At 37.3% G+C, this 22,829-nt stretch carries 17 protein-coding genes and 3 pseudogenes; 5 read left to right on the top strand and 15 right to left on the bottom strand.

Features of this window, described 5'->3' with window-relative positions; genetic code table 11:
* Positions 1-776: 776 nt before the first annotated feature.
* Positions 777-938: a hypothetical protein gene (locus tag DLJ74_RS20505; protein WP_181397608.1), complete on the top strand. Its 162-nt coding sequence runs from the start codon at positions 777-779 to the stop codon at positions 936-938.
* Positions 939-1,029: 91 nt separating this feature from the next.
* Positions 1,030-2,247 carry a methionine adenosyltransferase gene (metK, locus tag DLJ74_RS15710; RefSeq protein WP_109985168.1) on the top strand — a complete coding sequence of 406 codons (1,218 nt, stop codon included), beginning with the start codon at positions 1,030-1,032 and terminating at the stop codon, positions 2,245-2,247.
* A gap of 398 nt (positions 2,248-2,645) precedes the next feature.
* On the opposite strand, the gene DLJ74_RS15715 is transcribed toward metK, so the two are convergent.
* The 12 genes from DLJ74_RS15715 to DLJ74_RS15770 form a co-directional block, all read right to left on the bottom strand.
* Positions 2,646-3,665, bottom strand: coding sequence for a LacI family DNA-binding transcriptional regulator (locus DLJ74_RS15715; protein WP_054861651.1), 1,020 nt, complete (start codon positions 3,663-3,665; stop codon positions 2,646-2,648).
* A gap of 81 nt (positions 3,666-3,746) precedes the next feature.
* Complete coding sequence (locus DLJ74_RS15720) at positions 3,747-4,628, bottom strand: carbohydrate ABC transporter permease (RefSeq protein ID WP_109985170.1); 882 nt, start codon at positions 4,626-4,628, stop codon at positions 3,747-3,749.
* Positions 4,629-4,639: 11 nt separating this feature from the next.
* A complete protein-coding gene (locus DLJ74_RS15725; protein ID WP_109985171.1) occupies positions 4,640-5,530 on the bottom strand; it encodes a carbohydrate ABC transporter permease in 891 nt (296 codons plus the stop codon).
* 119 nt (positions 5,531-5,649) lie between these two features.
* Positions 5,650-6,972: an ABC transporter substrate-binding protein gene (locus DLJ74_RS15730; RefSeq protein ID WP_109985172.1), complete on the bottom strand. Its 1,323-nt coding sequence runs from the start codon at positions 6,970-6,972 to the stop codon at positions 5,650-5,652.
* Positions 6,973-7,082: 110 nt separating this feature from the next.
* Positions 7,083-7,937 (bottom strand): NAD(P)-dependent oxidoreductase, encoded by an 855-nt coding sequence (locus DLJ74_RS15735; RefSeq protein ID WP_109985173.1) that lies wholly within the window; start codon positions 7,935-7,937, stop codon positions 7,083-7,085.
* A gap of 25 nt (positions 7,938-7,962) precedes the next feature.
* Positions 7,963-8,658: an RraA family protein gene (locus DLJ74_RS15740; RefSeq protein WP_109985174.1), complete on the bottom strand. Its 696-nt coding sequence runs from the start codon at positions 8,656-8,658 to the stop codon at positions 7,963-7,965.
* Positions 8,659-8,716: 58 nt separating this feature from the next.
* Positions 8,717-9,679 (bottom strand): 2-hydroxyacid dehydrogenase, encoded by a 963-nt coding sequence (locus DLJ74_RS15745; RefSeq protein ID WP_109985175.1) that lies wholly within the window; start codon positions 9,677-9,679, stop codon positions 8,717-8,719.
* A gap of 40 nt (positions 9,680-9,719) precedes the next feature.
* Positions 9,720-11,210, bottom strand: coding sequence for an aldehyde dehydrogenase family protein (locus DLJ74_RS15750; RefSeq protein ID WP_109985176.1), 1,491 nt, complete (start codon positions 11,208-11,210; stop codon positions 9,720-9,722).
* A 19-nt stretch (positions 11,211-11,229) separates the two neighbouring features.
* Positions 11,230-12,393 carry an iron-containing alcohol dehydrogenase gene (locus tag DLJ74_RS15755; protein WP_109985177.1) on the bottom strand — a complete coding sequence of 388 codons (1,164 nt, stop codon included), beginning with the start codon at positions 12,391-12,393 and terminating at the stop codon, positions 11,230-11,232.
* Between the two features lie 2 nt (positions 12,394-12,395).
* The gene (locus tag DLJ74_RS15760) at positions 12,396-13,487 is read right to left on the bottom strand and encodes an Ldh family oxidoreductase (RefSeq protein ID WP_109985194.1); all 1,092 of its coding nucleotides are present in this window, start codon (positions 13,485-13,487) and stop codon (positions 12,396-12,398) included.
* The gene (locus tag DLJ74_RS15765) at positions 13,484-14,161 is read right to left on the bottom strand and encodes an RraA family protein (RefSeq protein WP_109985178.1); all 678 of its coding nucleotides are present in this window, start codon (positions 14,159-14,161) and stop codon (positions 13,484-13,486) included. Before DLJ74_RS15765 ends, DLJ74_RS15760 begins: the two co-directional genes overlap by 4 nt.
* Before the next feature lie 39 nt (positions 14,162-14,200).
* A complete protein-coding gene (locus DLJ74_RS15770) occupies positions 14,201-14,896 on the bottom strand; it encodes an RraA family protein (protein WP_109985179.1) in 696 nt (231 codons plus the stop codon).
* Positions 14,897-15,549: 653 nt separating this feature from the next.
* On the opposite strand from DLJ74_RS15770, the pseudogene DLJ74_RS20790 reads away from it, so the two are divergent.
* Positions 15,550-16,455, top strand: a pseudogene (locus DLJ74_RS20790) (endo-1,4-beta-xylanase); the annotation flags it as partial.
* A 36-nt stretch (positions 16,456-16,491) separates the two neighbouring features.
* Positions 16,492-16,917: pseudogene (locus DLJ74_RS20970) on the top strand (glycoside hydrolase family 5 protein); the annotation flags it as partial.
* 83 nt (positions 16,918-17,000) lie between these two features.
* Here the strand turns inward: DLJ74_RS20970 and DLJ74_RS20795 are convergent.
* Positions 17,001-17,204, bottom strand: a pseudogene (locus DLJ74_RS20795) (IS3 family transposase); the annotation flags it as partial.
* A 735-nt stretch (positions 17,205-17,939) separates the two neighbouring features.
* On the bottom strand, positions 17,940-19,367 hold the full coding sequence (locus tag DLJ74_RS15785; protein WP_054861622.1) for a DHA2 family efflux MFS transporter permease subunit: 1,428 nt from the start codon (positions 19,365-19,367) through the stop codon (positions 17,940-17,942).
* Positions 19,368-19,648: 281 nt separating this feature from the next.
* On the opposite strand from DLJ74_RS15785, the gene DLJ74_RS15790 reads away from it, so the two are divergent.
* Complete coding sequence (locus DLJ74_RS15790; RefSeq protein ID WP_109985182.1) at positions 19,649-20,233, top strand: TetR/AcrR family transcriptional regulator; 585 nt, start codon at positions 19,649-19,651, stop codon at positions 20,231-20,233.
* A gap of 679 nt (positions 20,234-20,912) precedes the next feature.
* Here DLJ74_RS15790 and DLJ74_RS15800 read toward each other — a convergent pair.
* Entirely contained in the window at positions 20,913-22,451 is a 1,539-nt protein-coding gene (locus DLJ74_RS15800; protein ID WP_109985184.1) for a BCCT family transporter, read from the bottom strand.
* Positions 22,452-22,829: the final 378 nt, after the last annotated feature.

Here is a 22,829-nt window from a genome sequence, read left to right on the forward strand (position 1 = left end):
GACCTAGTGCAATTATTTAACAATGCATTACTGCCCGTCGAGAAACAGTGGAAATTCTCTACGGGGAAAAATAGTGCAGAGATGAACAGTAAAAATGGCAAACTGAATACTAGTCCACTCACTCCCCCTCTTTTTTAAGACCTACCTGAAGGCGGAAGTGGAACCGTCATACCAGCTATCAGTTTGTTCACAGATGCTTTAATATTATGTTATCTATAACTGCACTTTGCAATTTGCAAATATGTACATTCTAGCTTTATCTAACGTGCCGAAACATCGATTAGACCGCTAAAAATGATTATAGTTTATTACAAAAATTATTATAACATCCATTAATTATTAGTCAAGAGAATTTATGGCATTTAACTTTTTCTTAAAATAACATTTAAAAAAATATATTAAACTATTAATTTATCAAAAAAAGGTGCAATTTAAGTAAAATAATGTTAATATATAGAAAACATGGATAAAACTAAAGTTGTTTCGGCACTTTAGTTAAGATATGTTGTTATATTTTATTTTGTAGTGTACTGGTTCTAATAGATTTGTACATGAATAGGCGAAACCATGTTTTTATGAGGTTTGGCTTTATATAGAAATTTTCCTTATTCTCCTTTGAATTACTTAGATCAAAAAAAGTGCATAATATATCACTATATCCAAAACACATTCAATTGCCTATAGAATGTGTTTTTTCTATTAAGTTAATTTGGAATACTTAGTTGTTCACTGAAAAGCTTAATAAGCTTTCATATACAATGAAGGAGAGATAATCTATGAAAAAGAAGAAAATAGTAATGTTGAGTGTGTTGGGATGTGCTATGGTTTATAGTTTATTAAGTAATAAACCAATCGACAGAAAGAGCTTTAATAAAAGCAAAGGAGGTATTACAAGAAGAAAATATATCGAAATCCATCGACAACCCTATCAAATCTAATGTTTATCAATAACTAACCTTTCATTGTATTGCTATTTCAAATAACTTTTTTTATTTAATTAACTATATCTCTTTATGAGGAGGATGACAGATGTTAACAAATCGTCGTTTCTTTACTTCTGAATCAGTTACTGAAGGACATCCAGATAAAATTTGCGACCAAATTTCAGACGCTATTTTAGATGCCATTCTAACGAAAGATCCAAATGCACGTGTTGCAGCAGAAACTTCTGTTACAACAGGGCTTATTTTAGTCACTGGGGAAATTACAACGTCTATTTACGTTGATATTCCTAAAATTGTTCGTAAAACGGTGAAAGAAATTGGATATACTCGTGCGAAATACGGTTTTGATGCCGATACTTGTGCTGTATTAACCTCTATTGATGAACAATCATCCGATATTGCTATGGGTGTAGATAACTCATTGGAAGCTCGAGAAGGCAAAATGAGCAATGAGGAAATCGAAGCAATCGGTGCTGGCGATCAAGGTCTAATGTTTGGTTTTGCTTGTAACGAAACGGAAGAGCTTATGCCAATTTCCATATCTTTAGCACATCAATTATCTCGTCGTTTAACAGAAGTTCGTAAAAAAGAAGCTCTTCCTTACCTTCGTCCAGATGGCAAAACGCAAGTTACTGTAGAATATGATATAAATAACCATCCTGTCAGAGTCGACACGATTGTTATTTCAACCCAGCATGATCCTGAAGTTTCACTAGAGAAAATTAAACGTGACATTAACGAACAAGTTATTCAACCTGTCATACCGAAAGAATTATTAGATAACGAAACAAAATATTTTATTAATCCGACTGGCCGCTTTGTTGTAGGTGGACCTCAAGGGGATGCCGGTTTGACCGGTCGTAAAATTATCGTCGATACATATGGTGGATATGCTCGCCATGGCGGTGGTGCATTTTCAGGTAAGGATCCTACAAAAGTTGACCGTTCCGCGGCTTATGCGGCCCGCTATGTTGCAAAAAACATCATAGCTGCAGGTTTAGCAGAAAAAGCAGAAGTCCAGCTAGCATATGCAATTGGGGTAGCACAACCTGTATCCATTATGGTCGATACTTTTGGAACTGGTAAAATAAGTGAGGATATCCTTGTTAATTTAATCAGAAGTAACTTTGACCTTCGTCCAGTAGGTATCATTAAAATGTTAGACCTACTTCGTCCAATTTATAGACAAACCGCAGCCTATGGTCACTTTGGTCGTACAGATATTGTTCTTCCTTGGGAACGTACCGATAAAGCAGCATCTTTACTTGAACAACTTCGAGAATCAAACCCTTCATTGGTCTAAGTAGATATTTCCATATTTCCACAAAGTACAAAAAAGAAGCCTGTACGAGATACGTAAGGAGAGAGACTAACCCTTACAATTTTTTCAAAAAATCACAGACTCTTTTTAAATAGATTTATTCCGTTTAATTTCCTTTATTTCTGCCCATAGCTTTACGATTTCATCACCCATTCTTATCAATCAAAAAAAGATAGAAGATAGATCATTTAGATCCATCTCTATCTTTTTGTTTTTCGCTTATTTCCGTACAAATATAACTGACGACCAACCATTTATTATCTTATGCTTCGTCTCTATTTTAGCATTCTTCTAATAAGATAACAGAGTAAGAAGAATGATAGGGGATTGCAAGATGATTGAATCATAGCTTCTCTAACACAATTTTATTCTAGATAAAGTTAGTCTATCATTTTAATTTCTTGTGAAGATTCTCTTACTACAAGCTCTGGTTGAAAGATAATATCTTTAATAGTGGGAGATTCCTTAGATTTAATTTCATTAATGAGAAGCTTTGCTGATTCTTTTCCTATATCATATGAAGGTTGCCTAATAGTAGTTAAAGGAGGATTAATATGTTTCGCCCATATCGTATCATCGTAGCCTACAATACCAATATCTTCAGGCACTTTTTTATCTAATTTTTTTAATGCCTCTATCAATTCAAGCGTTAACATATTGTTAGTGGAAAATACCCCATCTATCATGGCATGATCTACTAAATATTTTTTTATTTGTTGGTTTGCTTTTCTAAGACTTGTAATTTCTAAAATATAATAAAAGTTTTCCGTCAAACCATGAGAAGTAAGTGCTTCTTGATAACCCTCTATTCTTTCCTGCCAGGTACTAATATTTTCATGTTTAAAAGTAATTGCCAATATATGCTTTCGACCATTTTCCAACAAGTGATTGACTGCCATAAAACCACCTTTAATATTATCAACAACGACATTGTTTGCATGGATGCTAGGTATTTTTCTATTGATGACGACCATGGGATACTTATTTGCTACTAATTTTTCATATAGGGATTGATTTCTAACGGTTGGGTTAATAACTATTCCATCAACCTGCCTCATCTGAAATTCTTTAATATATTGCTCTTCAAGTTTTGGATCACCATCAGAGTTACATATCATGAGGTTATAACCTTGCTCTTTACAAGTATCCTCAACACCTTCTAGTACTTTAAACCAAAATTCGTTTCGAAAATTAGACAAAACAATGCCAATTACATTCGTTTTCATTGACTTTAACCCTTTTGCTAACGCATTAGGTCGATACTCTAACTCTTCTACTACTTTTAATACTGTTTTAATAGTTTCAGGGGTATTATGATCAAGATTACCATTTAAGATCCGCGAAACTGTTGTTTTGGACACTCCGGCTTTTTCAGCAACATCAGCTATTGTCACCCTCACAGCTATCACCAATTTCCCATTTATTCATTATTTTCCAATTCCATGCACTTATCATATCATAATAAATACATATCTCCTAAATTATCCCTTTAAACCGCCTGTAGTGATTCCTTCGATTAAATACTTCTGAAAAAATATAAATACACCGAATAAAGGAATTAACGATAAAGTAGACATAGCGAACATTGGCCCCCAGGCACTCTCTCCAGCGGAATCCAAGAACATTCTAAGTCCCAGGGCCACCGTATATAATTTGATGTCGCTAATGTATAACAACTGACCGAAGAAATCATTCCATGTCCATATAAAAGTAAAAATCATTGTAGTTACAAGAGCGGGAATAGACAATGGTAAAATTAGATACCAATATGTCTTAATCTTTCCACATCCATCTATCTCTGCTGCTTGTACCAATTCATTTGGAATCCCTCGTATAAATTGAACCATTAAAAAGACAAAAAACCCTTCCACTGCAAAGAATTTCGGTAATACCAGTGGATAATACGTATTGATCCAGTCTAAATGATTAAACACGATGTATTGCGGGATGACAGTAACATGGAATGGTAGCATAAGAGTCATCAGCATCAATGCAAATAGGATAGATTTAAATTTAAACTTCAATTTGGCAAAAGCATATGCTGCCATGGAACAAGCCATCACATTACCAATAATCGCTAATACCACAATCAACAGCGTGTTGCCAAAAAATAATCCAAATGTATATCCAGACACACCTTTCCAGCCCTGTGTGTAATTATCCATTGTCCATTCTGACGGAAAAAATGATACAGAATTAAAAATATCTGAAGGTTGCTTAAAGGAACTGCTAACCATCCAAAACAATGGATAAAGCATCACTATCCCTAAAATGATAATAAAACTATGGATAACAATTTTCTTTATCTCCCTCTTATGTTTGGATTGCTTAGACTTCAGTACTACTCTGGAACTACTTTCCATTTTTATCACCTCTAGCCTTGATAATAGACCCACTTTTTCGATGTAGCAAAAACAATAGCAGTTGCAAGTGCAATAACAATTAGTAAAATCCAAGCCATTGCTGAAGCATATCCCATCGCAAATTGAGTAAACCCTTTTTGATAAAGGTATAATGTATAGAATAAAGTTGAATTTAGAGGACCACCAGTTCCACCTGAGACAATATAGGCAGGAGTGAATGCTTGGAATGCTCCAATAATCCCCATTACTAAGTTGAAAAAGACAACCGGAGTAATCAAAGGCAGAGTTATCATAAAAAATTGCTTTAATGGCCCCGCGCCGTCAATCTTTGCTGACTCATAAAGCTCGATTGGTACTTGCTTCAGTCCCGCTAAAAAAATCACCATAGATGCTCCAAATTGCCAAACCATTAATATAATCAAAGTGTAAAGTGCAGTATCTGGAGTAGATATCCAGTTAATGCCCCCCAATCCGAACTTATCTAGAATATTATTCACTAAGCCATTGCCTCCAAATATTTGTCTCCACAGAATGGCAATAGCTACACTGCCACCAAATAATGATGGGACATAGTAAACGGCCCGATATATTCTCAAGCCACCAATTCCCTTATTTAACAATACCGCTATAAATAAGGCAAAGGCCAACTGTAAAGGGACGCCTATTAACACATAAATAAAGGTGACTTTTACACTTTGCAACCACTTCGGATCTGAGAAAAGCGCCTCATAATTTTCAAGACCAATCCAAGTAGGAGCATTAAACATGTCATAACTAGTAAATGAAAAGTAAAGGGATGCCCCCATCGGAATTGCAGTTAATGTTAAAATACCTATTATCCAAGGAGTTAGAAATAGGTAGCCTATCCCATTATTCTTCCAAAATAATTTGAATTTTCCCATAGCGAATACTCCTTATCCCCAGAATCTCAACATTTAACGTGTTATAAAAAATCAGATTCAATTAAGAATAAAGAGATTTTTTAGCATAATTGAATCTGATCTTTAACTGTTAAACTTGGCTATTGTTCCAATATACTTCTTGCCTCATTCAAGAAGTCTGCCACTGCCTGTTCTACCGATTTTTGACCGAAAGCAATTGCTTCTGCATTGTCGGAAAATAGGGTTTCCACTTGATTTACCCCTTCTGGAGCATAAGCAGCAGGTTCAGCTAATTCCACAGTAGTTTGAATATATTCCACTGCTCTTTGCTCTGGTAGGGTAAGTTCTTCCAACACTAAATTAGAAGCCTTTGTACCTGCTGGAGGACCTTGTTCCGTTTTGAATATTTTTATAGCTTCATCATTACTGACAAAAAACTCAATAAATTTGGCAGCGGCATCTTTATGAGGGGAGTCTTCTGTAATACTGAGATAGGCTCCTTCGATATATTCACCATTTGGACCACCTTCAATATGTGGATGACGTACTATATTAATTTCACCTTCTGCCATCTGTTCTTCATATAGATACATCTGGTTGGCTGGTAATCCAAGTAACGCTACTTTTTTTGTGGCGAACATATTCGCTTCTAATGGCAACCCCTCATACTCATTGCTAGTAGCGGCATCTGGTATCACACCATCTTGTCTCATTTGATCCCACATTGTCCACCAATCTGTTAATACTTGTTCATCAAAGCCTAATTTTCCATCCTCAGTAAAGAGATCTTGACCACTTTGCCGTGCAAAATATCGAAACAATGGTTGTAGCTGGCCACCACTTCCATCCTCCACAGCCCATCCATCTCCGCCCATTGCTTCTTTAATTTCATAGGCCTTATCGACAAAGTCATCCCAAGTCCAATCAGATTCAGGATAGTCAATTCCTAAGTCATCAAAGACTGCTGTATTATACACAAAACCAGGCATGGTAATTCCTTTGGCAACCATAACAATATCTTCCCCAACTTTCCCACTATCTAGAGCAGCCTCTGGAAAATCTGATAAATCTAGTTCTCCATTTTCCACCTTATCATTCAGTACATGCAGTGCACCTCTCCTAGCATAATCTGATACATAAAATTGGTGCATACTAACAACATCTGGAGCATTCCCTCCCGAAACTTGTGTAGTTAACCGATCCCAGTAATCTTCCCAGCCTCCAAATTGTCTATCTACTTTTATATTAGGATACGCTTCTTCGAATAAATCAATGATTTCATTGTATTTTTCATGACGGCCTGTATCTCCCCACCAGGAAAAACTTATCTCAATTTGCTCACCAGACTTCGTACTATCGTCATCTGATTCACCTTTATCTGCTTCCTCATTATTACTAGAACAACCTAATAGTAATAAAAAGGTAAATGTTATCATGATGAACAACCATAAACTTTTCTTCATTGTTTGATCTCCCCTTTTTCAATACATTAGCCAAACAATACAAATAAATAGAAAAAATTGATCCACAAACTTAGCCAAGCTATCAGTAAACGACACAGATCAAACACATTCTAATGAATAAGGTTTTTACTTATTGCTGCGAAATCTAATTCTCCATCTTCCTTTTCTGCTAATTTATACAATTGTAAAGCAAGGGATGCTATTGGTAATACCGATGTTCTGCCTTCATCTACTGCTATTTGTACATCCTTTTTCATTAATTTCAACTTAAAACCAGGATCAAATTGTTGATTTACAATGGAATCAAGTTTATTCATTAACATCCATGACTGACCAGAGCTATCCCCAATTACTTCCTTCAGTATGGCAGTATCTACATCTAGTTCTTTTGCTAGGCTAATAGCTTCAGATGTTGCAATCATATGAATGCCTGCTAGCATTTGATTGATCGCTTTGATTGCTTTACCAGTACTTACATCACCAACAGAATAGACATTCTTCGCCATGGCACCTATTACTTCCTCTACTTCATTTAGTGTAAATGGATCACCTCCCACCATCGCGGTTAATGTTCCATTTTCTGCACCAGAGGTTCCCCCGCTAACAGGAGCATCTAGTATTCGAATCCCATTTTTGCGATAGACTCTATCCAAATTTTTGATGGCATCAGGCGATCCAGAGGTCATTTCTATTAAAATAGCATTTTCCTGAAAGGCTGCTATTATTTCCTCTGAAAGTAAAACTTCATTTAACTCTTGATCTGTTGGCAGAATCGAAATAACAACCTCGCTGCTTCGTATTACTTCTACTAAATTAGAATGAACTTGTGCGCCTTGTTTTTGGAGAACTATTACAGGGTCGGGATTTACATGTTGAGCAACCTGTAGTTCAAACCCTTGTTTTAGTAAATTTTGCGCCATTGGTAATCCCATAGCTCCTAACCCAATAAATCCTACCTTTTTCATAATTATCCCCCCACCTATTAGATTACTATTGAACCGTATCGTCTAATTCCCAGCCAAGTTTCTCATACAACTTTTTACGTCCTGCTTTATCCCCGGTTAATTCCTGATGAGCATATTTGGCAACTTCCTTGGCATATTTACTTGGTACCACTACTACCCCATCCCCATCTGCTACGATGACATCATTAGGATAAACAGCCACACCACCAATAGCGACGGGAACATCTTTCTCATAATAACGGATTCGCGTCTGATCCATTCCTTGCGAGACAAACCTTGACCATACGGGAATCCTTTGCATGATTACTTCATCGGTATCACGGATCCCTCCACCATTTGTAAGGTAACCTACTACCCCTTTATGGAGATGGTCTAAGGTATTATTGGAACCTAATATCCCTACATCTGTTCCAGCTACATCCATGACGATGAAATCCCCTTCTTCGATATCGTTTGCCCACTCATCTGTACAAACTTCACTGTAATACCATTTCACCCACTTCGTATATTCGTCCCCCGTCACGTTTGGGACAGGCCCTTCAAAAGGTAAATAACGGGCGGTCCTAGCTATCCCTACTACTTTTGTACGGAATAGTGGACGAATATGATGATCTACGGTGCCATAACCATGTAGCCCTACCCAGTCCATCCCATCACGTACGTCGGTTACTCGTAAGTCTTTGTACAAATCTAGTATTTCTTCACGATTAAATTTACTCATCTTTCATCACTCCTAATTATTTATTGGAAATCGTTACACCAATGAACACGAAGAAACCTTAGACCACTCTATATAAAGGAGGCTTATCCTGTAATACCCTTAGTAGATTTTTCGCTGCAACTTCCTCCATTTTCAGTCGAGTTTCTACGCTTGCACTCCCAATATGCGGTAAAGTAACCACATTAGGTAAAGACACAAATCGATTGGTGCTATCTATTGGTTCTTGTTCAAAAACATCAAGACCGGCTGCCCAAATTTGTTGATTCGTTAGAGCATGGTAGAGTGCATCTTCCTTTACAATTCCACCTCTTGACGTATTAATCAAAATACAGGTATCCTTCATTAAACTAAATTCTTTTTCCGCAATCAGGTTTTTCGTTTCTTCACTATACGGCACCAACACACATATATAGTCAGAAGTTTTTAATAACTCCTCCCATTCAAGATAATGAACGCCTAGTTCCTTTTCATGCCTTGGCCGCCGATTCCGATTATGGTACACGACATTCATTTTAAAACCTTTCGCCCTTCTTGCTAAAGCAGATCCAATACGTCCCATACCAATAATTCCTAGTGTTGCGCCATAAATATCTCTACCTGTTAATTGCATAGGGGACCATGTTAACCATTGGTTCGTTTTAATATAGTCAACCGCTTCTACAATTCGACGGGCAGTAGCCATTAATAAGGCAAACGTTAAATCTGCCGTTGTCTCTGTCAAAATATCAGGGGTATTCGTGACAATAATGCTGTGTTTCTTAGCTTCTTCGAGATCTATATTGTTATAGCCAACAGCCATGTTGCTAATCACCTTTAAATTGGGGGCCAAGCTTATTATTTCTTTATCAATTGTTTCAGTGAGTAAACAATAAAGACCTTCTACCTGAGACACTTCTTTCATTAATACCTCTTTTGGTACAGGTAGATCTTCTCTTCCCCACATGGAAACCTCACAGTACATTTCCAATTTCTCTTTCACACAAGCCTCTAACTTTCTCGTCACATATATTTTCGGTTTCATAAAGAGCTCCCCTTTTCTAACTAATCATGAGAGGGAAAGATTAATATTCAATATATACTGTTTTTAATTCTGTAAAAAACTCAATATTAGAGCTACCAACAGAGAATGCCCCAAAGCCAGAATTTTTGGTGCCTCCAAAAGGTAAATGAGCTGCGCTTGCCGTTCCATGATTGATATGCACCATTCCCGATTCGATTTTTTCCGCAAAGGAATGAGCAACAGTAAGATCTTCTGTAAAGATAGATGCTGCCAGCCCATAATCTACATCATTCGCAACAGATAAGGCCTCTTCCAGATTGTCTACCTCAATGATGGTTATAACTGGGCCAAATATTTCTTCCTTAGCTATCCTCATAGTAAGATTTACATTATCCAATAGTGCCGGCTTCATATAAGCACCTTGCTCATAGCGATTAGTCTTTAACACTTCTCCACCGTATATAAGATTAGCTCCTTCTTGAATACCTATCTCAATATAGCTTTGCACACTATCCAAGTGCTTCTTATTTACTAGTGGGCCCATATTTGCTTTATCATCCCAGGCAGGACCAATATTTATTTTTTCTAATTCATTGATTAATGCATGGACAAGCTCCTCTTTTTTGTCTTGTAATACAATCACTCTACTAATTGAGGTACACCGTTGCCCGCTGCAATTACAGGCAGCACTGATAATTTGCGTAGCTACTTGATGGACATCCGAATAGTCCAGTACAACAGCTGGATTTTTTCCGCCTAATTCTAATTGTGTTTTGGCAAACCTTGAAGAAGTCAATTGATTAATTCGTTTGCCTAAATCAGTAGAGCCAGTAAAACTAATCCCCTTCACATCTGGATGAGCAACTAGTGAGTCGCCAACGGTAGACCCACTGCCCACGATTAAATTAACTACACCATTGGGAATTCCAGCTTGGGTAAGTAATTCCATTATTTTAGCAGACGTCCATGGTGTTGCAGTTGCAGGCTTATAAACAACCGTACATCCATAAGCTAGTGCTGGTGCTATTTTGCGAATTGGGGTTACCATAGGGAAATTCCATGGAGCGATTTCTGCGATCACACCTATAGGATTTCTGGTAGTAGCATTCCAAACATTTTTTCTTTCCGCAGGCAGTGTATTTCCTTCCATTCTGAAAGCTTCTCCAGCACAAAAGCGCGCTTCCTTTGCCGCTCTAGTTACTTCACCAATAGATTCACTTAAAACTTTTCCTTGCTCTGCCGATACCATAAAAGCTAGTTCATGAAGATTTTCTTCTAACAAATCTGCTACTTTATAAAGAATAGCTCCTCGCTCAGGGCCAGGTAATGTAGACCAAGTTTCAAATGCATTACTTGCTGCCTTTACTGCTTGGTTAACATCTTCCTTAGTAGATTTAGGGAAAAATGCTAATGCTTGCTTATTATTGGCAGCATTATAAATGGTATAAACCTCTCCACTTGTGCTAGATACCCACCTGCCATTTATATAGTTTCCATAAGAATATGGCTGAAGATTTTTAAGGAACTGTCGCATTTTTTCTCCCAAGGTCATGACATTCATCACTCCTCACTTAAACCATGACAGATTTGCAAATATTTATTAAATCATTTACGGTTGGTTTGACAGGGTTAATCGGGGTGTTTCCAGATAACATCGCTTCTTTAGCAACTTCTTCTAAGTCTTCTTCTTTGACATGAAAGTCAGATAAATTTTGGCTTATCCCAATATCCTCGTTTAGTTTTTTAATAGCATTGACAGCTCTTTCAGCAGCTTCTCTATCAGATAAGCCAGCTATTTCCTCACCAAAAATTTCAGCAATTTCAATGAATTTTTTTGTATTTCCAATTAAGTTAAATCGCATTACTTCTGGTAATAATATGGCATTTACTAATCCATGTGGAATATTGAATTTTGCACCTAATGGAATGGCTAAAGAATGTGCGAGACCAAGTCTTGTCGTGTTAAATGCCATAGCTGCCATTGTACTCGCCAATAACATGTCTTTTCTAGCATTCAAATTCTCCCCTTGTACAACAGCCAGCCTTAAACTTCTAGATATAAGTTTCATAGCCTCTTTGGATAATGCTTCAGATATTGGCTGTGTTTCTTTATTAACAAAGGATTCTAACGCATGAGTTAATGCGTCCATACCAGTTGTAGCCGTAAGATGTGGAGGCAAGGTCAGGGTTAGTTCCGGATCCACTAACGCAATAGTTGGGCAATTAAACATACTGCCAACACTTAATTTCACTTTTTTTGTTTTATCAGATAATACCGAAAATCTCGTAATTTCACTACCAGTACCAGCAGTAGTTGGGATAGCAATAACTGGGTTACCCTGGGTAGGTACTTTATCTAAGCCAACATAATTACGGATGTCTCCACCATTACCAAGTAAAAGTCCAACTGATTTTGCAATATCAAGTGAGCTTCCACCACCAACCCCAATCACTACATCACAGTGACTTTCCTCTGCCAGCTGGTAAGCTTTATCCACTGATTCTATCGTTGCTTCTGTGCCAATATCATTAAACACTAGGTATGGAATGTTGGCTTTCTTTAGTGGAGCCTCGACTTTTTCAATAATTCCAGCGTGTAAAACACCTTGATCACCTACAATCAGCACTTTATTCCCTCTTACCTCATCTATATAATTTGCTAGATGGTCTACTTTACCAGCACCAAATTCTATTTTTACAGGCATTTCATATCTGAATTTTTCATTGACAAACATTGCTACACACCTTTACCTTCTGTATTATGGTTGAGCATTAAGGCATCCTTTAGCGATACGCCATATTTCATACCTATATTGGTTAATTCTCTTTGTACGTTCTGAGATAAATTAATACCATTCTTTTTCCTTTGTTCCGATCTTCTGCTTTCCATCTCACCAGGTATGAAAATTTCCTCAACATCTTCTGCCTTTGGTTCTGTTTTAATATCACGGATATATAGGTCCATTCTATGTTTAAATGTTTTAATATCCATAAACTTATTCACGTCAATGGTTATAAAAAAGTGACCAACGTTCTGAGGGGCCTTCCAATTTTCATACATGTTGTTGACATATTTCCCAAACCCAGCTCCGGTTAATACACCTGAAAAAATATCGATAAACATCGAAATGCCATAGCCTTTAGGCCCTCCTAATGGTAAAACAGAACCCTTCAATGCCTCTTCTGCATTTGTAGTGGATTTACCATTTTTGTCAATGGCCCATCCATGTGGAATGGCTTCTCCTTTTTGCGCGGCAACTATAATTTTACCTCTTGCCACTACACTTGTTGCCATATCTAATAAGAATGGTTCACATTCTCCACATGGAATGCCAACAGCTAAAGGATTCGTCCCGATAAATGGTTTTATCCCTCCCGTTGGTGGCATCGTCTGTGACGCATTGGACATAACGATGGTAACCAAATCTTCCTTTAAGCCCCTTAAAGCATAAAAGGCTCCTGTTCCAAAATGATTAGAATTTTTTACTCCAACCATTCCAACACCGTTTGCTTTTGCCTTTTTCATCGCTAGCTTCAATGCTTTATCTCCCACTACTGCACCAAAGTGATTGCATCCGTCTATTAAAGCGGTGGACTCATCTTCTTTTTCGATTCGGATTTTTGCTTTGGGGTTAATCATTTTTTGCTCGACCCTTTTTAAATAGATAGCTGTTCGAACCACACCATGAGAGTCTACACCACGCAAATCAGCTTGAACCAATGATGCAGCTACGATATCAGCTTGTTCCTTCTCCACTCCCGCTTTAACAAAAACACTAGAACAAAATTCCTGCAACCTTTTGTAGTGATAATGATTGAGGGTTGTCAATTCCATTCACACCCTTTTTCTTTTAAGATTGCATCTACCCAAGTTCGATCTACACTGCCATTTTCTATTGCTTGAAATATTTCTAACTCATTTTTCTCTTGAGATTTTATGTGTTCCAGTATGTCTAATGTTAAGGTCTGCGGAATAGCAATCACACCATCTTCATCGCCCAACACCAAATCACCTGGTTGTATGACCATTCCATCGATTGATATTGGGACGTTTATTTCACCTGGTCCATCCTTGTATGGTCCTCTATGTGTTACTCCTCTAGCATAAACTGGGAAATCGCCATTCCAAAAAGCTGAGGAATCTCGGATTGCTCCATTGATGACAAAACCTTTGATTCCTTTTTTTATCGATAATTTCATCATGATTTCCCCAACAATTGCATTCGTTGTATCCCCGCCAGCATCGACAACTAACACATCCCCAGGTTCTGCAAGATCAATCGCTTTGTGTACCATTAAATTGTCCCCTGGTCTTGTTTTGACAGTTAAAGCTGCGCCTAGTAATTTTCCCAGCATACAATAAGGTTTCAATTTAGTTCCACCAGAAAACATTCTGCTCATGTTGTCGCTCACATGTGGTGTCACCACATTTTCAAATTTTTTAATCACTGTTGAACTAACCTTCGACTCTCTTTTTAAAATTCTAAAGCCTATATTCTCCAAACATCCTTCACCTCTTTTGCCTACTACTAATATTGCGGATTATTGAACCGTATCGTCTAATTCCCAGCCAAGTTTCTCATACAACTTTTTACGTCCTGCTTTATCCCCAGTTAATTCCTGATGAGCATATTTGGCAACTTCCTTGGCATATTTACTTGGTACCACTACTACCCCATCCCCATCTGCTACGATGACATCATTAGGATAAACAGCCACACCACCAATAGCGACGGGAACATCTTTCTCATAATAACGGATTCGCGTCTGGTCCATTCCTTGCGAGACAAACCTTGACCATACGGGAATCCTTTGCATGATTACTTCATCGGTATCACGGATCCCTCCACCATTTGTAAGGTAACCTACTACCCCTTTATGGAGATGGTCTAAGGTATTATTGGAACCTAATATCCCTACATCTGTTCCAGCTACATCCATGACGATGAAATCCCCTTCTTCGATATCGTTTGCCCACTCATCTGTACAAACTTCACTGTAATACCATTTCACCCACTTCGTATATTCGTTCCCCGTCACGTTTGGGACAGGCCCTTCAAAAGGTAAATAACGGGCGGTCCTAGCTATCCCTACTACTTTTGTACGGAATAGTGGACGAATATGATGATCTACGGTGCCATAACCATGTAGCCCTACCCAGTCCATCCCATCACGTACGTCGGTTACTCGTAAGTCTTTGTACAAATCTAGTATTTCTTCACGATTAAATTTACTCATTTCCCATCGCTCCTTTTTCAATTTATCGTTTTCCAAAAACCTTTTCCATTTGCGTTTGCTACATCATTTTCGATATTTGAGAGCAAGTATGATAAGACTTTTCCTTTACTCTAAGCTGTTTATTAGATCATGTGTCTTGGAAATCGATTTCTAAACAGAGATAAAAACATAATTAAAAAGGTTATATTCCCATTTATATTGATTGATTTTTAATTAATTCCACTTTTCTATAAAATTTTAAAAAAACACTGAAAGTTATAGAAGTTATCGTTTTTTAATTGATAGTGTTAAAAATAGGATAATCGTATAGATAGAGCTTTACGTTTGTTGATTGGGATATGCTATATGCCTATCTAAACTTGCAAGTAATATATAAATATAAACGCTGGTACAATCTTTGCAATTAAAGACCCTAATTAATTTCGTTATCTTACTCCCCTCTCAAATCCCTATATTTTTCAAAGTTAAACCTAAACAAATTAAAGTATAATCTAGCAATAATTGTGCTATGATGTGACCAAAGGTAATGGAAGGAGATGGTAAATACAAACCATTTAATGTAAGCGTTTCATTTATGGGTTTGATAGATTAACGATGAACAGGAGGTTTTTATAATGAAAAAATTATCGAAGGTTAGCATTATAGTAATTCTCATGTTTTCAGCTTTTTCCTTAAGTTTTACGAAAGAAGTTTCGGCAGGGATAGCAGATGAAAAGTTTCTTGGGAATATTATCAGTCATTATGTGCCATCTGACTTTGGAGTTTATTGGGATCAGGTAACACCCGAGAACTCAACTAAATGGGGAAGTGTGGAATCAACGAGAGATAATATGAACTGGACGAATGCGGACACAAGCTACAATTTTGCCAAAAGTAATGGTTACCCATTTAAATTTCACACATTAGTTTGGGGGAGCCAGGAGCCGAGTTGGGTTAGTGGCTTATCTACTTTCGAGCAAAGGGCAGAATTACTAGAGTGGATTCAAGCATCTGCCCAAAGATATGGTGATGCAGAATATATTGATGTCGTTAATGAGCCTTTACATGCCCCTCCTTCTTATAAAAATGCCATTGGTGGCGATGGAGCAACTGGATGGGATTGGGTTATATGGTCTTTTGAACAAGCAAGACAAGCCTTTCCTAATGCAGAATTACATTTAAACGATTATGGTATCATTAGCGATCCGAATGCTGCTGCCCAATATGTAGAAATTGTTAATCTGTTAAACGAAAGAGGTTTAATCGATGGAATTGGTATTCAATCACACCATTTTAATATGAATAACGTCAGTGTCACTACAATGAACCAAGTATTAGATATGCTTGCTGCTACGGGTGTCCCAATCTATGTGTCTGAATTGGATATGAGCGGTGACGACCAAACACAATTAGCTAGATACCAGGAAAAATTCCCCGTCCTTTGGGAGCATCCAGCTGTTAAAGGAGTGACATTATGGGGGTACAAAGAAGGGGAAACATGGGCACAGGATACGCATCTAATCACGAGTTCAGGCGAGGAACGGCCAGCTCTTCAATGGCTAAAGCAATATTTTAGCTCATCAGGAGAAACTGGTGCGTACGCTAATTTCGAATCGGGTTTAGATGGTTGGAGTGGCACGAATTTAAACGCTGGCCCGTGGTCGACTGATGCATGGAGCTCTAAGGATTTGCGTTCATTACAGGGTGATATTAATATGTCTAGCGGGGATCAACATTATTTATCGAAAAAAGGACATTTCTCCTTTGCTGGTAATGAGCTAAGAGCCACTGTAAAAGGCGCTTCTTGGGGTAACTATGGTAATGGACTTGGCGTGAAATTATTTGTTAAGCATGGAGAAAATTATGACTGGAAAGCAAGTGATTGGCAAACAATTCGTGCAGGGGGAGAAATTAATCTAAGTTTAAATTTATCAGGAGTCCATAAATCAGATATTCGTGAATACGGTGTGCAGTTTATTGACGGCAGTAATTCATCAGGAGTGACAGCTGTTTATGTAGATAATGTTTATTTGTCTAATTAAGGTACTTGGAATGAACCGACTTTTCTCACACAAAAACAGCTACTAATCTGAAGTGACTCCATAAAGTTAAACAAGTTATTTTTTTAGACAGCTTGCGAGGTCTGAACCCGGTATTGAACTGAGCTCAGGCCTTTAAGTTTTGCATTGATACGTTTGTTGTTTTAGTAATCGATATACTTTGCTAATTCTTTCTTAGAATGTTCTACACTTTCGAATTCGTTTAGATAAAGAAATTCTGATCTCATAATGCCAAAGAAGTTTTCCATGACTGCATTATAGTAACAGCTTTACGTGGGATTCTGCGAGCCTCAAGAGTCCTTTCGCCAAAAATTCATGCCCTAGTTCATAGACTACTTGCGCTTTATTGGTGATTTTTCCTTGTTTTGAACTAAGGCATTCACCATACGCACAAACTCTTCAGTTGGTGCTTATTTTTTGTTGCTTTTTTATTTTCCATGGGTGGACGCCCTTTTTTTTGACTTTAAGGCGTCTATATCCGTGATATTCAAATTGCTTCACCCACATTCGAACGATTTAATGAATCGCCCCTAATGATGTTGAAATATCTCGCACACTTTCCCTGCCACTTTGATAAAGTAATACAGCGTTCATTTTTTGTTCTGATGTAAATTTAGTCACAAAATAATCCACCTCTAATTGCTGGTTATGTCTAACAATTGGGGTACAGTTCACTTTTCATACATTTGCAAGTATAGAGGGTCTAAAACAACTAGTAACTCTTTTTGAGGAAAACAACTGGATAAAAAATCATGGAATTGCGACTAGTCTTCAAAAAAAGTTAAACCATAATCAGTTAAAATCTTTCATTCATGCAGTAAAAGCACAAAGAGGAAAACAAATTGGTGAAGAGGCTGCTGATTACCTTCACAGAGATGCAAATGAATTAATGGAATAATTCGTGCCTCATAGTGGATTAGATGCAAAAAAGCAAAAATAGAGTAGTAGCACCTTAGCTACTGCTCTATTCATTCATTGTGATTCAAGATGATGAAGATCTCTTCTCATTCTTCTGGTTTTGAATTTTTTTTTGTAGTTTGCATGCTTTCTTCTGGTGCTTGTGTTACGCGTTTAATAAAGAACGAGAGCACAAGACTGATGAATGCAAAGAATAACATGGTAAAGTATGCGTCATTAATACCTTGAATAGATGCTTCCATTATCAAATCTTCATCTGTTCCGGTGGCACCATTTGTCATCATTTCTTGGAGGTGATCCTTCGTTCTGCTTGTCATAATTGTAACAATTAGTGATGTACCGATTGCTCCTGCTACTTGACGGGTTGTATTTGATATTGCTGTTCCGTGAGCGTGTAAACTGTTCGGTAATTGATTTAAACCTGCCGTTTGAAGAGGCATCAGGAATAGTGCCATACCTAATCGACGGCCGGCATACATTAAAATCAATACGGTGTAGCTTATCGAATCTGTCAAATTAGTAAAGGTATAAGTCGTAAGCAAGATGATGATTAATCCGATAATCGCGAGCCACTTCACTCCAAATCGATCAAACAGCTTTCCAACCATAGGACTTAATAAACCCATTAATAGAGCACCAGGTAACATTAACAAACCTGATTCAAAAGCAGTAAAGCCCCTTGCGTTTTGTAAATACAGTGGTAATAAAATCATATCTGCATACATGACAAACGTTACAGTACAGTTAATAATAGTCGTTAAGGAAAACATATTATAACGGAAAGCTCGCAGGTCAAGAAAAGGATCATTTGATTTAAGCTGCCTCCAACTAAATATCCAGATGGTGCTAAAGCCGACAAAGAGCGATATTACAACTTCCCAATGCCCCCAGCCAATATTACCTGCCTCACTAAATCCGTATAAAATACCGCCGAACCCAATAGTAGACAACACGAGACTGATAAAATCCATTTTGCTGGTTGTAGTTTCCGATACATTCTTCAAAAAGATCGACGCGCAAATAATAATGATAAAAACAAATGGAATCATTCCATAAAATAAAACGCGCCAAGAGAAATTATCTAATATATATCCGGCTAATGTTGGGCCAACAGCAGGCGCAAAAATAATTGCCAGTCCAACTGTTCCCATTGCTGTTCCTCGTTTTTCTGGTGGAAATAATGATAATACGACATTCATTAATAATGGCATCATGATACCTGTTGATGCGGCTTGGATCAGTCTACCAATAAGTAATACGGCAAATGTTGGTGCAATTGCCGATACAATTGTCCCTGCTAGGAAAATTATCATGGCCGCTAAATATAATTGTCTTGTTGAGAAGCGTTTCATTAAGAATCCGGTGACTGGGATTAATACACCGTTGACAAGCATATAGCCAGTAGTTAGCCATTGTCCAGTAGACGCTTCTATATTGAATGCTTCCATCAATGGTGGAAGTGCAACTGTCATAGTGGTTTGATTAAATAATGCAAAAAAAGAGCCTAGAATCATAATGGATAAAATCGACCATTTTTTCACATTATCACCAGTGTTAGCGCTAGATGTCAATCTTGTTCATCCTTTCTGTAACCGTCATTGTCTATAAAACTACTTAATTTACAAACTGTTGTCTAAATACAAGCACAAGGAATATTATAAGGGTTATCGTACTAGCATTCAACAAACAATAATTTATAAAGTGTAAATTAGTTTACAAAGTAGTTAATAGTGTAGCAAAATAGAAACAAATACTACATTAAATAATTAAATGTAAATAGTCTGGAGAAAAAAGAATGGTAAATAAAAAGGAGAAGATCGACCCACGTATCCTTCGTACAAGAAAGCTGCTACGAGATGCCTTTATCGAGTTGCTGTTAGAAATGGATATCAAAAAGATTTCAGTTAACAGATTGGCAGAAAAAGCAACCATTAATCGCGTTACCTTTTATCTGCATTACAAGGATATTACCGATATGATGGACAAGATGGCGGATGATATGGTAGAAGATATTTCAAATGTAATTGAAGAGGCAAGAGTCAATCGGACATCCAATCAGCCTACAGGTGAAGTATTGGCCAAATGTCTGGAATACATTGCAGTTAATGCTAACTTTTATAAAGTCGTTCTGACAACAAGGGGAGTTCCATTATTTAAAGATCGCCTCATGCAGCTTTTGGTGGAAAAGATCATGTCAGGAATAGAAAATAGAGGCAGTGAATCTTTTGGCGAGAAAGCAGGTATCCAAAAAGAAATTTTAATCTGGTATGATTCTTCAGCGTTGATAGGTACTATCGTTGCATGGCTAAAAAACGACATGCCCTATAGTCCAAATTATTTAGCACAGCAGTTCGCTTTAATTCATAACCGGCATAAATGAAGCTAGCACATAAAATGATTGAAACGCTTTTCGGGTTTAATTATTTCGTATTGAACATTAATCCGTATTCAAAATAGAAAATTATACTACTTATATCTCATGAAGGTGGATATCATCTACTAAAACTATAGCTACAAAAACTTTGACAATGGGGCTTTCACTTAATACGTTAAAAACACACAAAATTTAGCATTTTAGAATTAAAAACAAAAAGACAGGGAAAACCTGTCTTTTCACTTTGCTAATAACATTTTGTAACTTGTGTATATAAAACCTGACAGATGTATGATAACCTAACACCCTAGAGTTTAGATACATACTTGGCACACCAGCAACCACTTCTGCTTGGAGATAGTGGCTGTTTTTAGCAGTTAAGCTAATGCTAGCTTAAAATAGAATCATTAGACTTTCTAGCTTTTAATTAATCCACACTCTTCTTCCGAATTAACCAGGTTATGATAAATATTTTTCCTTGAAATTAACTCATGATGTTCCCCTTCTTCCACTACTAATCCTTTTTCTATCACAAATATATGGTCCGCATTTTTTATCGTTGACAGCCTATGTGCAATGATAATTGTTGATTTACCCCACATATATTTTAACGCCTTACTTTAGAGCCATAAAATCACCCCCGGAAGTTAGATTTTTCACTCTAACTTTCGGAGGCAGTTTCTCATTATTTTTTTCCAATAATATTTTGCTCTTTTGCCATTTTCTTCGCTATCCTTGGTGCATCCCATAGTGATGGGAGAAGAAGTAATGAAACTGGCGCTGCTGTTACAACAATAAAGTTTTGCAACATATCGACCGTTTCTTCGCCAATCGCTAATAAGGAAACAGCAACAACTCCAAACATTAGTGCCCAAAAGACGCGAATTAAACGACTAGGCTCATCGGTACCACTTAAAGTCACCGCAACAGTATAGGACATTGAATCGGCCGTTGTCGCAACAAAAATAATCGATACAATGATAAAACCAATCGCCAGTACGATGCCAAATGGGATTTGATTCATGATTGCCATCACAGTTGCCGGCATACCACTTTCATTTAGTGCAGTTGAAACAGAACCAGGGTTTTCCATTTCATAAAAAATACCTGAACCACCAACTACAGTGAACCAAAAATTACTAACAATCGGAGCAATAATGGATACTGCGATAATCAATTCTCTTATTGTTCTTCCTCGAGATATCCTGCTGATAAAAATAGCCATCATTGGACCATAGCCGATAAACCAACCCCAGAAAAAAATCGTCCATGACCCTAGCCAAGCCTGATCTACCCGATATAAGCTCATAGTCAAAAAGTTTTGCAGATAAAAGGCTTCCGAACCGATAAATAGATCGATAATAAATAAGGTTGGTCCGAGAATTAACATAGCAAACATTAAAACAACAACCAAACTAACATTTACTCGGCTTAGCCATTGGATACCACGCTCAATACCAGTTGCCGCCGAAATCGAAGCAATCACAGCTAAAAAAATAATGATCAAAGACTGTGTGATAAAAGTATTTGGAATACCCCATACCGCCTCCAATCCATAACCAACTTGAAGCCCAAGGAAACCGATTGGTCCTATTGTTCCAGCTGCTGTTGCTATAATGGAGACAATGTCAGCCGAAGAGCCAATAAAACTATTTTTAAATATTCTCTTACCAAACATTGGGTATAAAAAGGTGCGCGGCTTAAGTGGATAGCCTTTGTGATAATGGGCATACATAAGCACAATCGTCGCTAAAGTACCCAAGCTTGCCCATGCTGTGAAGCCCCAGTGTAGGTAACTTTGTGCCATTGCAGGAAATGAAGCTACCATTGTTCCTTCTTCAATACCTGTAAATAGCGGTGGCGTAGTCAAAAAGTGAAACATTGGTCCAGCCGCGGCCCAAAAGACTCCCCCACTAGCTAAAAGTGTACACAAAATCATAGCAATCCAACGAAAATTGCTATTCTCCGGTTTCTCCATTTTGCCAAGCCGTACTCTTCCATAATTGCTAAAAGCTAGTATCAATCCAATGACAAACATCACGAGCAGTAACACTTGCCAATAGGCACCAAAATACTTTGCTGCAAAAAAGAAGGATTCACTGATCCACTGCCCCACTAATTTTTCATTTAAAATGGAAGCGATGACGAATAGAACAAGCAGTCCTCCACTTACAATTAAGGTTATCCAATCCAATCTTTTCTTCTTCCTAGTATGGTCATCCATTCTTTTCCTCCTATAATAAATCCACCACATAACTTTTTATGTCACTTATTATTCGTGTCCTTTATCGATAAACTTATTAATTCAAAAAAGTTAAAGATAAATTTATATGTATTTAAACACAGACAATAAATTATAGATTAGTGAGGAAAATAAGTCAAAAACATACTGCCAAACTGCCTCGATAATATAATAAGTTCTACAAAAAAAGCGTTAATCCTTCCTTCCTGAATTAACGTTACCCGATAGCAAAACCCCCCCCTTGGATAGGCATAATGAAGGAATGAAAGGGCAATAGATCCGTTGAGGCATGGGAGGGATAGTCTCCAAGGACGGCGTGGAGAATGCGTGCAGTATATTTTGGAGATAAATGGAGAGTTT

The organism is Gracilibacillus dipsosauri (genome assembly GCF_003176895.1).
Taxonomy (GTDB): domain Bacteria; phylum Bacillota; class Bacilli; order Bacillales; family Amphibacillaceae; genus Gracilibacillus; species Gracilibacillus dipsosauri.